The sequence below is a fragment of the Flavobacterium xizangense genome, assembly GCF_054075145.1.
This window is the reverse complement of sequence record NZ_JBSIPG010000003.1, coordinates 314,579-332,148: the sequence shown is the minus strand read 5'-3', so window position 1 is coordinate 332,148 and position 17,570 is coordinate 314,579. Positions and strand designations below refer to the sequence as shown.

Genomic DNA, 17,570 nt, shown 5'->3' with positions numbered 1-17,570 from the left:
TAATAATTAACCTTTCAATAATTTATCCAACTGCACTCTCAATTCCGGATTTGAAGGACGAAGTGCATCGGCATTGATGATATTTCCTTTTGTGTCAAACAATAAGAATCTCGGAATAGCATTCACATCATAGTTTTTAGCCACATCGGAACCAAAATCTTTATCTGCCATCAACTGAATTCCTTTCAATTGTTCTTTGGTAACGAAATCTTTCCATTTTTGAGCGTCTTTTGGTTTGTCTAACGAAAGACTTACAAAGACGATATTTTTTCCGTGATAATCCTCTTCAATTTTTTTCATGTGCGGAATCTCCGCTTTACAAGGTCCGCACCACGTTGCCCATAAATCGATGTAAACAAATTTACCTTTAAAATCTGAAAACGAAACTGGTTTATCGTTTATGTCGTTATACGTAAATTCAAGTCCTTTTTGACCCACATTTTTATGAAGCACTTTTTCGTATTCGATTAAAAACGTTTTACTTGCATCAGAAATCATATACGGTTTGATGCTTGGAGCTATTTTTTCATATTCTTCAATTTTCATTCTTGAAGTTGCTACCGCGTCACGAAGATAAACATCTTTTAGAGCCGGTTCTGTAATATGTGTAATTGCTTCTGCCAAATCCAAACGTTTTGGCGCATCACCACTATTCATTGTTACATAAAAGAAATAATTTGACATTAATGAAAGACCATTTTGCAATTTTAGCAAATCAGCATCTGTAAATTTTTTATCTGTCTGCCAAGTTTTAATAACCGCCGGGCGATCGTCTTTATCAGGAAAAGCACTTCTTGGCATTCTGAAAAAAGTATATGTCAATTCTTCGACATCAGTTGCTACGGCTAATTTTAATAATTTATCAAAAGCTGCATCTTTGGTTTTAATGCTTTTTGAAAATTCATTTGCTTTTGCAACGCCTTTATCAATCCATGGATAAAAATCTACATAAGTAATATTAGTTCCTAGTCTTGAAAACGGTGCAAATTCGTTGTAGATTTCATTTGCTTTTTGAACCAAAGCATTCTGTCCAACATTTTTGCCGTTCAAAACATAATTCTCTTTATTGATTAAAAGGCTAATGTCTAATTTTGGTTCCAAATACAAGCGAATCAATTGATTTCTGCTTTTCATCTGACCGTAATCAACGTAATAAAAACCAGCTGCTGAAACCGGTATCATAAAGCCAAATTCCCCAAGTGTGTTGACTTTTGCAGTTGCAGCGACCGCTGGTTTTCCTTCTTCGACATTATAAAGCGTAACTTCTTTTGCTTTAAAATCGGGAATTGAAACCGTTCCTTTAATAACTGCATATTCCGAAAAATTTGCAGCAAAACTCACCTGAACCGCAAAGCAGATCAAAATGAAATTTAAAATGTGTTTTTTCATGATATTCTATTGTTTTTTGTTGATAATTTTAAATTGAAATTCGCATCGATTGATCGCCTTGTTCTATGATGAAATCTTTGCTTTCTTTGGTTTCTTTAAGCTTTTTGAGATTTTCTGGATTCAGTAAGTCTTTGGCTTCAAAATCATTTATTTGAGTTACTTTGGCACCTTCTTTTACTTTTTTCAAATCTTCATTTTGCTGATCTATGATTCTTTTTACAATCAGGTTTTGGTTTTCATCAAAATCTAAATTCATTCCGCCTAGATAGAAAGAAGATATTTTTTTGAAATTTTTATTGGGTTCCAAATAAACCGTTTTATGCAAAAGATCAATTGTGAAATTGAAACGCTTTATTAAATCAATTCCGAGTGATCCATCGGCGAAAGCCCAGCTTTTATTGGCTTCGTCATATTCCTGCAACGCGATGGTTACGTTTTGAAAATTATTTCCGTTAATCGCTACATTTGGAATTGCCCCGCCGACAATTTTCGTTTGTTTTCCTAAACTGTAATTCACCGAAGTATATTCTGTTTTCAAACTTGCTTCGAGATTATTTTTATGATTGAAAGGTCCATATGCAATTAAATCATAACTTGCTCCAGTATCAAAAGTGAAACTGCCTTCGATTGTTTTTTTATCTTCAAAAGTCAGCTTCATTTTTACTACCGGAAGTCCTGATTTATAGTCAAAAACAAATGGTTTTACTTTTCCCCAGTAATTGAAATTTCCAAAATTGTACAAATCAATCGTCATCGTATCAAAATTGACAGAAGTAATAAAATTGCGAAGCAAATTTGCGCCAAATAATCCGTCGTAAACGCCGTGTTTTGGAAAAATAACCAAGCCTTGATTCTTCAAAACCTGATCGCCAATATAAATGGTATTGTCTGCCGAATACTGCACTTGCTGACTTCCGCCAACCACAGAAGCCGATTTGTTTTTGGTAACCACAACTCCAGCTTTGTATGCGCTGTCAGGATTCAAAGCCATTCCGTCTGCACCAGTATCAAAAAGCATTAAAAACTCGCGATCGGCTTTGTTTAGTTTTATTTTGATGGCGATTCCGTTTTCGACAATTTGAAACGGAATACTTGCTACTTCTTTGACGGTGGCATGTCGGTCAACTTTATACAAACCATCGAAAAAAGTTACATACAAAATTTTATTATCTGAATTGAAAACAATTTGAGACGGCTTTTTTTCTTTTCCTTTGAAACAAAAATCGGCCAAAACAAAAGTTTCATTTTTCATTGCTACCGATTTCCCAATCTGAATAGAATCCAAAACAGGAAATGCGTTGAAAATTCCGTTTAAATAAAATTCATTTGAAGAAGCATCTCCAACACCAACCGTAAACTCTGGAGCCAAAAGACTTTTAATCTCACTATAACTTTTATTTTGAAATGCTTTTTCGAAAGATTCAATAGATTTTTGAATGCTGTTTTGAGCATAAATAGTACATCCAAAAATCAATATTGAAAACAAGAATAACTTTTTCATTTTGGCTTACTTTTGTAAAGTATAGGGATTATTGGCTGCAGGTTTCTGTACCCCAAAATCTTTCAATAAAATGCCTTCAAATTTTGTCCAATCATCTGCAGAATAAATTGGTTTTACCTCATCAAGTAATTTTTTGAATGAAGCTAAATCGTTTGTTTTCTCCAATTCTTTTCTCTTGCGCTGCAAAATGGTAAATACATGATTCTCAACACTTGCTTTTCCGTAATCTTTTTCAAGTTGACTGACATTTTTCAGGAAAAAATCATCGTACTGTCTGCCAATTCTTAAACCTGTAATAATTACAAAAGGAACTTCGGCCAATAAAGAAGGTTGTGCTTTTAAATACGCATCGGCTGTTTCAAAAGAAACGTTTCGTTTATTTGCCAAATAAGCCTGTGCATAAAATTCCGGATATTCTTTTTCCTGAATTTGCGGACTGTATTTTTTAAATATTCCTTTTTTTGATGCTGTTTTTGCATTTTCAAGCAAAGCTGTAAATTGCTCAACACTTTGAAAACCACTTTCAACATCAATCACTTTTCCATCAGCATTCATAAATAAAAATGTTGGAAATCCTGTAACACCATATTTCATGCATAACTTTTTACCAATTTCTTCTTTCAAAATATCCGATTTGAAAGTGACAAAATCTTTGCTTAAAACAGCCGCTACTTTAGGATCTGGAAATACCTCTTTGTCCATTTGTGCACACGGCGCGCAACCTGTGAAATACAAATCGACAAAGATTAATTTTTTTTCCGTTTGAGCTTGTTTTTTAGCCAATTCCCAACTTTCATCAGCTGGATTTGTCTGTGCATTTAAGGCAATAGAAGAGCTGGCAAGCAGCAAAACTGCACTTGCGATTTTAAAAAAACGTTTCATAAGATGTGGTTTTTAGAAACCGAATGAAGAATGAATTTCGCGCTTCATCCGGTTTCGTTTTAGAGTATTTAGATTATCTGGCTCTGAATGCAACATCAACGATTTTGCAAAGACCTTCATATTTGTTTGTTAATATTAAATCGCCGTTTACTGGAGGAACTGTATAAAGTTCCATTGTGCCCGAAGTTCCATAGCTTCCAACAATCAGTTTTTTGTTGGCACCATCTTTTGCATTGCTGATAAAACCAATATAAGTTACTTCTTCTGAGCCTTTGTTGATCATTAATTTAGCCGATTGAGTCCCGTTGTCGTATTCATATACTTTGCTTCCAACCACATAAAATAAATATCCCGAATCTGGACTTACCGCAAATTTTGTTGCTTTATCAAATTCTGGAGCATTCAAAATTTCTTTATAATAACTCTGAATTAAACCTTTAGTGAAACGCAACAAATTGTATTTTCCTGTAGTACGGTTTTTTAATACAGCAACGTTTTCTAAATCATTATAATTTGATGTTGTCATGAAAACCAAATCAGAATTAGTATTATTCCAGTCTAAAACTGATTCAGATGGAACTACTGGAGGCATTGTAGAACAGTTTCCTTTTGAGTAACTGTAACGTACAAAACGACGCGCATTCTGATCAAAGAAAACTGGTGCTCCCGATGATCCACGATTTTCAGCAATAAATGGCGCCGCATAAAATGTTTTTGTTTCCGTTTCCATTATGTTTTGTGGCAAACCATATTTTATATTAAATGCGCGATAGAAATAGTAAATATCTCCTCTTGCATAAAGAAAGTTTTCGGATCCCGTTGGTGATTTCATAAAATCGACTCCAAAATTTGTTGGCAATGCACCTCCTACGGTCTCATAAGCAATATTTTGCTGTTGTGTCCATCCAAAAGAATCTGGATCAATTCTCGCCGTACCATTTTCTGTTGTTGTTACATAAATCCCGTAAGCTGCAGAAGTAGACAAAGCTTGAGAAAAACAAGAAACATCAACTGCTTTTCCTGTCAGTTTTAATGCCGAACCACTCGAATCTAAAACATCTTTCAGAATACGTGGTTGCGCGACACCTGGTATGATTGAAATCATATCTAAACGTGCTTTATTGTTAACATCCCCAATTAAAAGCCAGCCCTCATAAATAGCTGAAACCACGTTTAAAACAAACGGTTTTTGCTGCCAAGTAACGCCAGTTACTTTATCTTTAACAAAATAAAAAACATTATAAGTACCCGGAGCTAGCTTTACAATTCCATCAAAATTTTTAGTTGTCGCGATAAGCGTTTTTGACTCCAAAAGTAGTTTAGCAGGATTAAGTGCTACCCATTCATAGCTGTAACGATCTGTATTGGCAACGTCAACTAAAGTTTCATTCAAATCAGGCGCAATTTTAAAGTAATCACCAGTATAAACTGTATATGATTCTGCGATGCCGGTCGCGTGTATTTCATTTATAGCATTGTAATCGTAATTTCCTTCGTCTTGTGCGCAGCTATACATTAAAACCAACATCAGTGACAGAATAAATTGAATCTTTATATTTTTTAACATAATGTTCTATTTTTAAAATTTACTAAATGATTTTTAAGGAAAGATCATTTCTTTTCCGTCCTCTTCATAAATAGTGTTGCCCGATGCTTTTTGGTCAGCTAGATAACGTTTCATAAAAGCCTGGTAATACAAGAAATCGGCAATTGCAAGTCCAGTCCCTCCCAATTTTTGATTGAAAATCGCTGGATCCAAATGAATCAAGTCGCACATTAAGAAAAATTTCTTTGCCGAAAAAACGCCTAAATACGGTGCATACCAGCCAATAGGCTGCGTCAATTTATCATCAAAAGAGAGTTTGAAAGTAATAAAGCTGATTCTTTTATGGGTCAGTATATTAGTTTCTCTGCTCTTCATTTCAGTCTTAAATGATTCGTTTTCCTCTAAATTCAAAATCAGTAAAAAGCTATTTTTCTTCATATCTTCAGTTCTGAAAATCTTGATAGGAAGATCATTTACCACTTTTCCTGCAGGTATCACAAAATCTGCCGGAATTTCAAAATGAGTTCCAGCTATAGCAGTACTTTTTGGATCGACAACTACTTTTACTTTTCTGTCAACATCGCTTATATTTCCTTGTACTTGAATTGGAAGATTATAAGTTTTACCAACAATTACAGGTTTCTCTAAAGCAAAAGTAAATCCGACGCTATCCGTTACGGTTGTAGTTGCTCCATTATTAATTCCGAAAATGGATGGTGCAAAATATACGCTGTCCTTCCCTGAATATGTTGCAATTTCCTCTTGATCACATGAAGCAAGACCTAAAATTGACAAAAACAATATGCTTAAAATGAATATTTTTTTCATGTTACTTTGTTTTAAATTATTGGAAATTAACTTCAATATCTGGTAATGGCACAACATATTGAAGCGCTCCCATAGTCAGATTCCCAGAAGCTGCTGAGCCGTTAGGGATAGTAGTACTGTTTATTCTTTTGTAATAAAAGAATAACTGTCCCTCTCCTATAAATTCTTTTCTATACTCTTTTGTAACTTCTGTAGCAACATTTGCTGTAGCGGCTAAATTTGTTAAACCACGGTTAAAACGAAGCGTATTCAAAAAAGCAATTCCGTCTGCCGGTACTGGTGCTGTTTCTGCTGCGATCAGGTACATCTCTGAAAGTCTAAACATAGGAATCTGTAGACGGAAAAGCTTTTCTTTGTTTGTTACATCTTCATATTTATAAAATGTCTTTTGCGTTTTACCTCCAACCACAGGAACTTTCCAGCTCGGCAGGCTTCGGTAATCATTATCATTTGATTCAAAAACGGCCGTTAATCTGCTCAATAAAGGAGCATATATCATCCCATCCGATAAAATATAATCGAACAATAATTTTTGTTTTGTATATAATCTGTAATCACTTAAAGCGAAAAAGTTTTCAGATGAAAAAATTCGGTCCGGATTTGCCGCATTTGTAGCTTCTAAAAATGGAGTCCATGGGAAAAATGTCGTCGTTTTAGTAAAATTAATGACTTCGTTTGCAACGGCAAATGCGCCAGTTTTATCTCCAGAATATAATAATACACGCGCTTTAAGGCATTTTACTGCCAAATAATTCATACGCAGACCTCTGTTTGCTGAATAATAAGGATTAGCATCAAAGTCTGTTGTAGCATTATATTTTCCTGCAGTAAGAATTGGATCTTTTTGAAGCAACTCTAAAGCTCGATCTAAATCAGCCAAAATTTTAACCACAACATCTTTTGCCGAAAGCAAAGGCTGATTTGCTGTAACAGCAGTGCTATAATAAGGAATTGCTTGTAGCGAAGGATCGACTTTGTAAATTGGTCCATACAAACGCAACATATCAAAATGCAACATTGCTCTAATCCCGATAGCTTCACCTTTTAAAAGATCGGCTTTTTCTTTTGACACAATTCCGGCATGCTCGTCCATGCTTTCTAAAAACTTGTTGGCATACAAAATAGCTTTATATCCTGCTTCCCAAATATTAGAAAACACAGCTTTAGGATGGCTTTCTGTATAGGCGTAAGATGCTATTTTACTTTTAGAAACATTGCTTGTCATATTGTACTGCTGTCCTAAAATTTCGACTGCATCCATGGTAAGCTGTTGACCATAAAGATCTTCAGATACCAGGCTTAAATAAAGTCCATTGTGCACATTTTGCATTCCGGCTTCATTTTCAAATATTTGACTTTCTAAAATTTTATCCTGAGGCGTTACATCCAAGAAATCACTGCAGCTTGTCGCCGTCAATGAAATCAAAATAATGCATGCTATTTTATTTAAATACTGTTTCATAATTGCTGTATTAAAATGATACGTTTAGACTTAAAGAATAAATTCTTGAAAAAGGATACTCGATACCTCGCTCTGCTTTTATCGTAGAAACTCTAAAAAACTCATTTGCGTAAGCATTGAACCCTAAACCAGCCAAACCTGATTTATTAAGCCAAGCTCTATTGGTTACACGATATCCTAATCGAAGTGATTCTCCTGAGATATAATCTGCTTTTTGAATGAATCGAGAAGAAATTGGCGTTTCATTCGTCAAACTGATTGCTTTAAATTGGGCGATTTGGCCTGGAGTTGTCCATCGATCTGTAAAAGCCCTTGCATCTTGATTATCAAAAATATTGCTTGAGCTGATATTTTCAACTTTATCATATAAAGCGGTATTAAATTGATCTGCCCCAAAACTATATCTGATGAACACTCCTAAACTGAAATTGCCATAATTAACACTTGTAGAAAAAACACCAGTTGCGATTTCTCTTGAGTTCCCCATGATTCGCTCATCGTTTTTATCTAAAATAAATGTAGTTTGTCCATTTTTCTTCAAGAAAACTTCTTTTCCTGTAGCAGGATCAATTCCTAATGATGGTACTGCCCAAAGATCATTTGTGCTTGCTCCATCATAAAATCTTGTCAAACTTGTCGTTTTTTTAGCAGCATCATTTAAAGAAGCCAAAGCATTATTGAAACCACCTAATTCGTTTTCATTTGTAGTCGCTGTCACGCCAACTGCCCAATAAAAATCGGCTTTCGGATTGCTTATAATGGTATAATTTGCTTTAAGCTCCAGACCTTGAGTCGTAATATAACCAATGTTTAACGGGTACGCAGTAACTCCGGTTGAAGCAGCAAGATCGATTGCTACAATTTGTGGAGAAGTTCTACGTCTGTATGCTCCAAAAGTAGCAGTAAGCTTGTTTCTAAACATTGCCAAATCTAATCCTAAAGACAAATCTTTTGTTTTTTGAGGCTCTAAATCGACATTGGCCAATTGCGAAACATTTAATCCAGCACCAAAAATATTTGTATTTGCATCATAAGTATAAATATCATGAGAAGCAAATCCCACAAGGTTCTGATTTCCGGTTTGACCATAATTTGCACGAAGCTTCAAGATATTTACAATATCTTCATTCATGTTAAATTCGTAGTTCATATTCCAGCCAATACCAATGCCGTAATATGGAGAATATTTTTTGTTTGTTCCAAAATTCGTTGCTCCAGAAATAGTGTGAGTTAAATCAAGCAAATATTTTCTGTTGTAAGCATAGTTAAGCTGATTGGTTAAATCGACACTTCGCACCATTTCGCTGTAAGTTTCAGGTTTTGAATTGACTTCAAATCCAAAAGCAAAATTAGGATTACCCGGAACTCCTAAAGGAAAACCTCTTAAAGTAGAACCATAATAACCATATCTTGTTTCTAATGCAGAAGCTCTCAAAGTATAATTAAGCGAGTGAACATTATTGAAAACATTTGAATATGTTCCGCCAATATTTCCGTTCCATTTATTGGTCAGATAATCTGTCCTTTTATAACTTCCTTTTTCTGTTGGAATATCTGAAATGAATTGTGTGTCATCTGGCGAAATAAATTTAGTTGATGTAGTCTGTAATCTTGAAACTGAAATTGCTGCAGTTGTTTTGATATGAGGGTTAACATCATAATTTACAGCAAAGTTGTTTGTAAAATTAAAATCTACACCTTTGTCGTAGCTATTTAAACGAACATTATACAAAGGATTTTCTTCCTGATTTACGTAATCATTCACAATAGGATTTCCGACTGGAATATTTGTTCCGTCCATGTAACGTGTTGGAACTCCATTTTCATTATATTTTTCATAATACGGGCTTGCTTTTGCCCAAGTAGAAAAAGAGCCATATGGCGATTCCTGATTATTTCCACCCGAAACAAAGAAGTTATTGTTAAAGCTTACTTTTTTCTTTCTATAAATCAAATTCGCATTATACCCCCAAGTATTATGTTCAGAACCTTTCATTGTTCCTGACAAAGATTTGTAATTTCCGGCAAGATTGAATCTAAACTCGTCAGATCCTCCGCCAATTGCCAAACTGTGTCCAGAAGTAATTCCCATTTGGATCGGTTCATTCAGCCAATACGTATCAACGCCACGGCGCACATCAGCCAGACGTTTGTTGTAAATTTCATCCCATTTAAATTGTTGCGCATAGTCGCCAAGACGCGGCACAACATAAGCTTTCGAAAGTCTTTCGAATTCTAATTTCTGCTCGGCATTCATTAAATTATAAACACTTAAATCTGCCAATTCATAAGATGAATTATAGACATAAGAAATTTGTAATTTCCCTGGAATTGGTTTATTTGTTTCAATAACCACAACTCCATTTGCAGAACGTGAACCATATAATGCTGTAGAAGCAGCATCTTTAAGAAGCGTAATATTGGCAATTCTGTTGATATCTAAATCGACAATCTGCTGTAATGTTGTGGGGAATCCGTCCAAGATAAACAAAGGTTGGTTTGGATCTTCTTTAAAACGATCATTAACTTGGTTAACAGATAAACTGGTCTGTCCTCTCACTTCGATTACTGGCAAGACATTTGGGTTTGAGCCTGCAATGTTATTGTTCAAAACCATAAAAGAAGGATCTAACGTTTTTAAAGCCTGAACAACATTTTGCGTCGAAACTTGTCTTAACTCCTCACCTTTATAAGTAGAGACCGCTCCTGTAATTAATTCTTTTTTACGAACTGTAACTCCAGTGTTTATGACTACTCCGCCAAGTTCTTTGGTTTGTTGTTCTAAAACAACATTAATAACGTTTCTTTTATTAACAGGAATTATTTGTGCTAAATGCCCAATGTAGGTAAACAAAATTTGTCCATCTTCTGGGGCTTTGATCACATATTTTCCGTCAAAATCAGTTTGAGCAGCTACAGTACTGCCCTTCACTTTTATGTTTACGCCTGGTAAAGGTTCTTTTTTTTCATTGGTAACAATACCTTTAATTTCAATCCATTTTGACTGAAAAACGACTACGTTTTCTTTTGGTAATTTTCTAACTAAAATGGTGTTTCCGTTTGATAAACTAAAATCGAAATCTTTATTGGGAAAACTGGCTTCCAATAAATCATTTACTCTGATTTTACCTTTCTTCAAATGTACTTTCGGTAGTTTCTTAAATAAATCTTCCTGATAAATAAAAGTGTAGTCTGTTTGTTGTTTTATAAGATCAAAAACTTCGTCAACAGTTACCGTTTTATCGGCTGCAATTACAACTTTTGTGTTTTGTGAAAATAAATTTGCGGGTGAAAAACCAAAAATTGCAGTACAAAACAAGAATATAAAAGTTCTCATAATGTTAATAATTAGTCTTTTTCTAAAATAGAAAAAGACGTCGGTTAATTTAAATTTCATAAATTTACATGTTAATTGGTTGGTCGGTTGTTAAATGATTAATTGATTAATACACAGAAAGGGATGAAGTGCGGTACGGTGAGAGGTCTGAACTTTAATCCCTTTTCTTTTTTATTTGATTATAATCTTATTGTCTTTTTTCTCATAGGCATTAATAAAATTAATATTCTTGATCGTGGTTAATATGTCTTCTAATTTTTGATTTTTGTTCAAAACACCATTAAATCTAACATTGCCAAGTGCCGGATCTGCAAACTCAATATCAACATCATACCATCTTGACAATACTCTTGCAATATCTTTCAGAGGCATTCCTTTAAAAACAAACAATCCTTTACGCCATGAAATTTCGTTGTAAACATCAACTTCTGAAATTGCAATTCGATCATCACTTTTGCTGATTCTGGATTGCTCGTTTGGCGCTAAAATTTCTTTATTACTTGCATTGCTAACAGCAACTTTTCCTTGTACCAATGTGGTATAAATTGCCGTTTCATCTCTGTAGGCTTTGATATTGAATTCGGTACCAATAACCTCTACATTCTGCATTGCTGTTTTTACCTTAAACTTAGAGCCTTTATGTTTTGTGCTTGGAGAAACTTCAAAATAAGCCTCGCCATAAACCAACTCTACTTGTCTGATTTCGCCATCAACAAAAGCAACAGGATATTTTAGTTGCGATTCTGAGTTCAGCCAAACTTTTGTACTGTCTGCCAATTGAACAAAAAACTGTCCTCCTCTCGGAATCGTTAGAAAGTTATTAGCAATTGCCGCTTGCTTATTGTTTTTAGAATTATAAATCAATTTCTCGCCATTACTGATCGCATTTCCTTGATTGTAAGATTCTCCTTTTTTCAATTCAATTACAGAACCGTCTTCTAAGGTCAGCGTTGCTTTGTCGCTTCCAATCAAAATATTTTTATTAGCAACAACTGGAATATTTTGTTTTGAATTTTTCTCTGTATTGAACAACAACGAAATTGAAATCAGCATGGCAACTGAGGCCGCAACTGCAACTTTAAAGCTTGTTCTCGAATAGAATGGCCTTAACGGAATAACTTTTGTTTCCTCCGATTTTATGGCTGCCTGAATCCGATGCAGCATTTTATTTTTAATTTCTTCTTTTGATCCTAAACTTTCATCCCATTCTTCTGAAGTTTGGAAACTTTCATAAAAATGCAACATTTGCTTATTCTCCTCCCGATTCGTATCGCCAGAAAGATATCTGTTTAATAACGTTAAGAATTCTTCTTTTTTCATTTTTTTTATTATTAATGCAGGAGTATATTAGGTAAGTATCTAAAAAGATATTTACCCCCTAGTCCAAATTGTATTTTTTTTGATTTTTTTTTAATCTTTTAAGAAAAGCCTCGCCGGAAACTAGAGAAATCAACGTTTTAGGCTTAAAATCGGCAATCATTTTTATTTTCCTTTAAAGATTTTTAGACAGCCATAAAACCATTGCTACGCCCAGCGTACTGCCCATAGAGAGACGAATTGTCTGAAGCGCTTTGGTAATATGATTTTCAACAGTTTTGGTTGAAATATTAAGACGTTCAGCGATTTCTTTGTGGCTCAATTGTTCTTCTCTGCTTAATTTATAAACTGCCTGACATTTTTCAGGAAGCGTTTCAACAATTAAATGAAGTTGCTGCACTAATTCTTCGTGCATCAATTGTGTTTCGGGTGTAGTATATTGAAATCGTTTTTCTAAATCATCAAAAAGTTCGACGTGAATTTTGTCTTTGTTTTTTCGTAAATGATTAAAAACCTGATATCGCGTACAAGCATACATATATCCTTTTAATGAAATATGAATTTCTAACTTTTCACGATTTGTCCAAATATTCAGGAAAATATCCTGAATAATATCCTCGCACAATTCTTTGTCTTTAATGACATTGTAAGCCGATAAAAAGAGCGCCTGCCAAAAGGTATTGTACAATTCCGTCAAAGCCGATTCATCTCCGGAACGAAGACGATCGATTAAAGTTTTATCTTGATTTGATAACAGTGACGGCAAGTTTTTTGGCTTTTGGTAAATTGAATAATTCGCAACAAACTTAATAATATTATCCAATAATCCTAATTTGTTGTTCTGCCGATCATCTATTCTTTGTTGTTGATTTTATTTCACAAAAAACCAAAATCGTTATAAATTCGGCAATCAAAAACCTTGAATAATCTAAAAAATTATAATTTGCATAATTTTTAACCTTTTAAAAACGGATTTTACAAACCTGTTCATGTTAAGATAAAATCATGTTTTTATTAATTATTACAAAAATAGCGTAGCCAATTTCTTAGTTCATAAATACAGCAGAAAATAGCTTTTATAAATTAGTAAAAAAAGTTTTACTATAATTTTAGGTGTGCTTTATCAAACCTAAGAGAAAAAAAAATCGGAAGAAAACTTCCGATTTTAAATTTATGATTCACAACTACTGCAGGTAACCAAACTTGTGACCAATTCTTTTGAAACGCTTTGACTTCGTTGATAATACAAACTTTTGATTCCGAGTTGCCAGGATTCAATCATTAAGCGATTTACCTCTTTAATAGGCAATTCAGCAGGAATATTCAGATTTAAACTTTGTCCCTGATCTACAAATTTTTGGCGAATTGCCGCTTGCTGTACAATTTCCAATTGACTGATTTCTTTGAAAGTTTTAAACACATCTTTCTCTGTTTGAGTAAGTTGTTCTATATGTTGTACACTTCCGCCATTCAACATGATTCCTCGCCATACTTCTTCATTATCAAGGTCTTTTTCCTCTAATAATTTTTTCAAATATTTATTCTTACGCATGAAATTTCCTTTGCTCAAACCAGCTTTGTAATAATTACTACTAAAAGGCTCAATTCCAGGAGAAGTCTGCCCTAAAATCGCCGATGAAGAAGTAGTTGGAGCAATTGCCATTGTGGTTGTATTTCTTCTTCCATAACCTTTCAGCAATTCTGGTTCACCGTAAATTCGAGCTAAATCCTGAGTCGCTTTATCGGCTTTATCACTAATATGTTTGAAAATTTCTGTCGTTTTCATTTTGGCTTCTAAACCTTCAAACGGAATCATATTTTTTTGCAAATACGAATGCCATCCTAAAACGCCTAAGCCTAATGCGCGATGTCTTTTTGCAAATTTATTCGCTGCTGAAAGATAATAATTGCCTTCGGTTTTTTCGATGAATTCCTGCAATACAGCGTCCAGGAAAAATATCGCTAATTTTACTGCCTCAGTATCTTTCCATTCCTCATAAAGTTCCAGATTCATTGACGAAAGACAACAAATAAACGATTCATCAAAATCTGACGGAAGCATAATTTCACTGCACAAATTGCTGGCATTGATTCGGAGATTTTTATCTTTATAAACCTGAGGTTTGTTTTTGTTTACATTGTCACTGAAAAAAATATAAGGCAATCCTTTTTGTTGACGGCTTTCCAGAACTTTCGCCCAAATTTGGCGTTTTTCAATATCGCCGTCAATCATTTCCTGCATCCAATAATCGGGTACCGAAATTCCGGTAAACAAATTCTGAATGGGGTTACCAATACTTTTAATCTTCAAAAACTCTTCAATATCCGGATGATCAACGTCTAAATAGGCTGCAAATGCGCCACGACGCACGCCTCCTTGTGAAATTGTATCCATCGCAGTATCAAAAAGTTTCATGAAACTTACTGCACCGCTGCTTTTTCCGTTATCAGTTACGGCGCTTCCTCTTTCGCGTAATTCTCCAAAATATCCAGATGTACCTCCACCAATTTTGGTCTGCATGATTACTTCGCCTAGTTTGTGTGTAATTTTTTCGATTTCGTCTGGAACGTGAACATTGAAACACGAAATTGGCAAACCACGTTCGGTTCCCATATTTGCCCAAATCGGCGAACTGATACTCATCCAGCCGCGCTCAATCATTTCGACAAAAGATTCTTTTAATTCTGGTTTATAAAGTCGGCGGGCTGCCGCTGTGCAAATTCGGTCAATTGCACCTTCAACAGTTTCGCCTTTTAAAAGATAACCACGATTTAGGATTTGCTCACTTTCAGAATTTTTCCACCACATTTTATTTCCAGCTTCACTCATCGGGATGCTGTTTTCTCCATTTATATCTAATGCATTCATCGTTTTATTCTTTTAAAAAAGGTCGTTTGCCGTTATACTTTTATCGTGTTTGGTATATTCTACTGGTCTTTTTGCGAAGAAATCGTCAAGACTGTTGGCAAAAACTTCTTCCTCAAACCATAGCATCGCTTTATATTCTTCTGCCGAAACATCAAATACGGTTGGAATTCCAATTTGTTTCAGACTTTCATCCAATCTGAATTTCATAAAATTAACCAGATCTGTTTTGTTGATCGATTCGATTTCACCATCTTCAAAAATCCAATCTAAAATATCCGATTCAACATCGATAGAATACTTAACCGTATCTCTGATGGTCAGCAAAGTTGCATCATCAAAATAATCCGGAAATTCTTCACGTATTTTATTGATAATGAAAATTCCTCCATTTGCATGAATTTGCTCATCGATTGAAGTCCACGCAATAATGTTGCTTACATTTTTCATATAACCTTTGAATCTTGTGAACGAAAGCAAAATTGCAAACTGACTGAAAAGCGATACATTTTCAATCAAAATGCTGAACAAAATCAGCGAAACCATATATTTTTTGTTGTCCTGCGAACGCGTATCTTTTAAAACATTTGAAAGATAATCGACACGCTTGCGGATTACAGGAACATCAAGTAATTTTTCGAATTCATCATTATATCCTAAAACTTCCAGCAAACGTGAATACGCTTCAGAATGCCTGAATTCACATTCGGCAAAAGTAGTTCCAAGGCCATTAAATTCAGGCTTTGGAAAATGCTCGTAAATATTGCCCCAAAAACTTTTTACGGCAACTTCAATCTGAGCAATTGCCAGCAGACTATTTTTGATTGCCGTTTTTTCAGCTGGTGACAAATGCGAATGAAAATCCTGTGTATCAGCTGTAAAATCAACCTCTGTATGAACCCAGTACGCTTTGTTTATGGCTTCAGTAAATTGTAGTACCTCCGGGTATTCAAAAGGCTTATAATTAATTCTTTTATCGAAAATAGACATAATAAATTGTATTTAATGGTGAATATGTGAGTAAACGAAATGCAGATTTGGGAGGTATTTTTACATATCGTTACTTACAAATTTAAGCCACGAATTTTTGTTTTGTTTTCGTTTTGATGTTAAAAATAGAAGCAATTATCAACAGGAAAAATTGTGGTTTTTTATTCGTTAAAAAAGTTTTTATCAACATCACTTTTTAAAGTCATAATGCTCAAAAAATCAGTTATTTAAAAAGAATCTAAATAAAGTTGTCAACAGGAAAAAACGCTTTTATTCTTCGATTAAAAAAACAGTTATCAACAGCAAACTCAAAAAAACGCAAAATTTTGTCCAAAAAACTGTTACAAAAAAATGACTTTAAAGTCTCATCTGTACACTAAAAAAGTTTGAAGTTTAAAAAAAATCAAATTGCCTAAATTAAACTAAACATTTAATTTTAAACATTTTACATAATTTAAGAATTGTTTAAACTCTACTTTCTAAATCTGAGGAAAGAAATAAAAATGAGCTTTTTTTTCTTAAACAGTTTCAAAATACACGACAAACAATATGACGACAGATATTATAGAATTGAATGACTTTATTGTTTTAATCGAACAATCGGATACGAAAAAAACTATAATTCAGAAATGCGAAATCGACGGTGACGCAGTTGGTTTTGCTTTTTATGGATCTGGCAATGTCGAACTGGAAATCAAACATAATAATCAGACAAAATATTTGACAAATACGACTGGTTTAGCGATTTGTTTTTTCGGAAATCAAAAAGTGGAATTCTCACATAAAATCGAACCCGACAAACCCTTGCAATCGATCAGTATTTTTACAAAACCGAAACATTTAAATTCGCTTCCTGAAGCCGAAAAAGAGATTTTTGAAAAACACCTTCCCGAATTATTAAATCCGAAGGAACATTTTGTAAAGGGTCCATCGTATTATATGACGCTCGATATGCAATTGGCCGTTCAAAAAATCTTCAACACCGCTTACGTTGGCAATACGCGATTACTGTTTTTAAGAAGTCAGATCAACGACTTTTGGCACATTTTTTTGCTCTTTTGAGTACCGATACTAAAATTGACTTTTCGGAAATTGACAAAAACAAATTATACAAAGCGAAAGAAATTGTAACAAACAGTTATTCCAAACCGCCTTCAATTACTCAATTATCGCAAATGGTTGGATTGAACAGCAATAAACTAAAAAAGAATTTTAAAGAACTTTTTGGCATTCCGGTTTTCAAATATGTTCAGGAAGAACGGCTTCATAAAGCGTATGAATTACTACGCGAATGCGAAAAAACGGTTCAGGAGGCGGCTTGGGAAGTTGGCTATGAAAGTTTGAGCTCTTTCTCGAATGCTTTCTATAAAAAATTCGGAATGCGTCCGAATGAAGTTCGGCTTCAATTCCTTTCAAACAAATCATAATTCTTTTGCGACAAATGTTTCTTTT

At 34.2% G+C, this 17,570-nt stretch carries 13 protein-coding genes; 2 read left to right on the top strand and 11 right to left on the bottom strand.

Annotation, left to right across the window (positions count from 1 at the left end):
- Positions 1 to 6 precede the first annotated feature (6 nt).
- The 11 genes from ACWA1B_RS11605 to ACWA1B_RS11555 all read right to left on the bottom strand — a co-directional run bounded on the left by ACWA1B_RS11605 (position 7) and on the right by ACWA1B_RS11555 (position 16,118).
- The gene (locus ACWA1B_RS11605; RefSeq protein WP_456907009.1) at positions 7 to 1,389 is read right to left on the bottom strand and encodes a TlpA family protein disulfide reductase; all 1,383 of its coding nucleotides are present in this window, start codon (positions 1,387 to 1,389) and stop codon (positions 7 to 9) included.
- 28 nt (positions 1,390 to 1,417) lie between these two features.
- Positions 1,418 to 2,890: an aspartyl protease family protein gene (locus tag ACWA1B_RS11600; protein ID WP_456907007.1), complete on the bottom strand. Its 1,473-nt coding sequence runs from the start codon at positions 2,888 to 2,890 to the stop codon at positions 1,418 to 1,420.
- 6 nt (positions 2,891 to 2,896) lie between these two features.
- A complete protein-coding gene (locus tag ACWA1B_RS11595; protein ID WP_456907005.1) occupies positions 2,897 to 3,772 on the bottom strand; it encodes a thioredoxin family protein in 876 nt (291 codons plus the stop codon).
- 73 nt (positions 3,773 to 3,845) lie between these two features.
- Positions 3,846 to 5,339 (bottom strand): PKD-like family lipoprotein, encoded by a 1,494-nt coding sequence (locus tag ACWA1B_RS11590; protein ID WP_456907003.1) that lies wholly within the window; start codon positions 5,337 to 5,339, stop codon positions 3,846 to 3,848.
- A 33-nt stretch (positions 5,340 to 5,372) separates the two neighbouring features.
- Entirely contained in the window at positions 5,373 to 6,146 is a 774-nt protein-coding gene (locus ACWA1B_RS11585; RefSeq protein ID WP_456907001.1) for a DUF4843 domain-containing protein, read from the bottom strand.
- A gap of 16 nt (positions 6,147 to 6,162) precedes the next feature.
- On the bottom strand, positions 6,163 to 7,608 hold the full coding sequence (locus ACWA1B_RS11580) for a RagB/SusD family nutrient uptake outer membrane protein (protein WP_456906999.1): 1,446 nt from the start codon (positions 7,606 to 7,608) through the stop codon (positions 6,163 to 6,165).
- A 10-nt stretch (positions 7,609 to 7,618) separates the two neighbouring features.
- Complete coding sequence (locus tag ACWA1B_RS11575) at positions 7,619 to 10,945, bottom strand: SusC/RagA family TonB-linked outer membrane protein (RefSeq protein ID WP_456906997.1); 3,327 nt, start codon at positions 10,943 to 10,945, stop codon at positions 7,619 to 7,621.
- A 171-nt stretch (positions 10,946 to 11,116) separates the two neighbouring features.
- On the bottom strand, positions 11,117 to 12,265 hold the full coding sequence (locus tag ACWA1B_RS11570) for a FecR domain-containing protein (protein WP_456906995.1): 1,149 nt from the start codon (positions 12,263 to 12,265) through the stop codon (positions 11,117 to 11,119).
- A 172-nt stretch (positions 12,266 to 12,437) separates the two neighbouring features.
- The gene (locus tag ACWA1B_RS11565) at positions 12,438 to 13,028 is read right to left on the bottom strand and encodes an RNA polymerase sigma factor (protein ID WP_456906993.1); all 591 of its coding nucleotides are present in this window, start codon (positions 13,026 to 13,028) and stop codon (positions 12,438 to 12,440) included.
- Between the two features lie 405 nt (positions 13,029 to 13,433).
- Positions 13,434 to 15,092, bottom strand: a complete 1,659-nt coding sequence (locus ACWA1B_RS11560; RefSeq protein WP_456907041.1) for a ribonucleoside-diphosphate reductase subunit alpha — start codon at positions 15,090 to 15,092, stop codon at positions 13,434 to 13,436.
- 51 nt (positions 15,093 to 15,143) lie between these two features.
- Entirely contained in the window at positions 15,144 to 16,118 is a 975-nt protein-coding gene (locus tag ACWA1B_RS11555) for a ribonucleotide-diphosphate reductase subunit beta (RefSeq protein WP_426484310.1), read from the bottom strand.
- 549 nt (positions 16,119 to 16,667) lie between these two features.
- Between ACWA1B_RS11555 and ACWA1B_RS11550 the strand changes: the two genes are divergently transcribed.
- Both ACWA1B_RS11550 and ACWA1B_RS11545 read left to right on the top strand, forming a co-directional pair.
- Complete coding sequence (locus tag ACWA1B_RS11550; protein WP_456906991.1) at positions 16,668 to 17,180, top strand: hypothetical protein; 513 nt, start codon at positions 16,668 to 16,670, stop codon at positions 17,178 to 17,180.
- Complete coding sequence (locus tag ACWA1B_RS11545) at positions 17,156 to 17,545, top strand: helix-turn-helix domain-containing protein (RefSeq protein ID WP_456906989.1); 390 nt, start codon at positions 17,156 to 17,158, stop codon at positions 17,543 to 17,545. The genes ACWA1B_RS11550 and ACWA1B_RS11545 overlap by 25 nt, the downstream gene beginning before the upstream one ends.
- The last annotated feature ends 25 nt before the right edge of the window (positions 17,546 to 17,570 follow it).

Coding starts and splice junctions, on each gene's coding strand:
- ACWA1B_RS11550 (WP_456906991.1), top strand. CDS start 16,668: ATGACGACAGATATTATAGAATTGAATGACTTTATTGTTTTAATCGAA.
- ACWA1B_RS11585 (WP_456907001.1), bottom strand. CDS start 6,146: ATGAAAAAAATATTCATTTTAAGCATATTGTTTTTGTCAATTTTAGGT.
- ACWA1B_RS11605 (WP_456907009.1), bottom strand. CDS start 1,389: ATGAAAAAACACATTTTAAATTTCATTTTGATCTGCTTTGCGGTTCAG.
- ACWA1B_RS11580 (WP_456906999.1), bottom strand. CDS start 7,608: ATGAAACAGTATTTAAATAAAATAGCATGCATTATTTTGATTTCATTG.
- ACWA1B_RS11570 (WP_456906995.1), bottom strand. CDS start 12,265: ATGAAAAAAGAAGAATTCTTAACGTTATTAAACAGATATCTTTCTGGC.
- ACWA1B_RS11560 (WP_456907041.1), bottom strand. CDS start 15,092: ATGAGTGAAGCTGGAAATAAAATGTGGTGGAAAAATTCTGAAAGTGAG.
- ACWA1B_RS11600 (WP_456907007.1), bottom strand. CDS start 2,890: ATGAAAAAGTTATTCTTGTTTTCAATATTGATTTTTGGATGTACTATT.
- ACWA1B_RS11595 (WP_456907005.1), bottom strand. CDS start 3,772: ATGAAACGTTTTTTTAAAATCGCAAGTGCAGTTTTGCTGCTTGCCAGC.
- ACWA1B_RS11575 (WP_456906997.1), bottom strand. CDS start 10,945: ATGAGAACTTTTATATTCTTGTTTTGTACTGCAATTTTTGGTTTTTCA.
- ACWA1B_RS11555 (WP_426484310.1), bottom strand. CDS start 16,118: ATGTCTATTTTCGATAAAAGAATTAATTATAAGCCTTTTGAATACCCG.
- ACWA1B_RS11590 (WP_456907003.1), bottom strand. CDS start 5,339: ATGTTAAAAAATATAAAGATTCAATTTATTCTGTCACTGATGTTGGTT.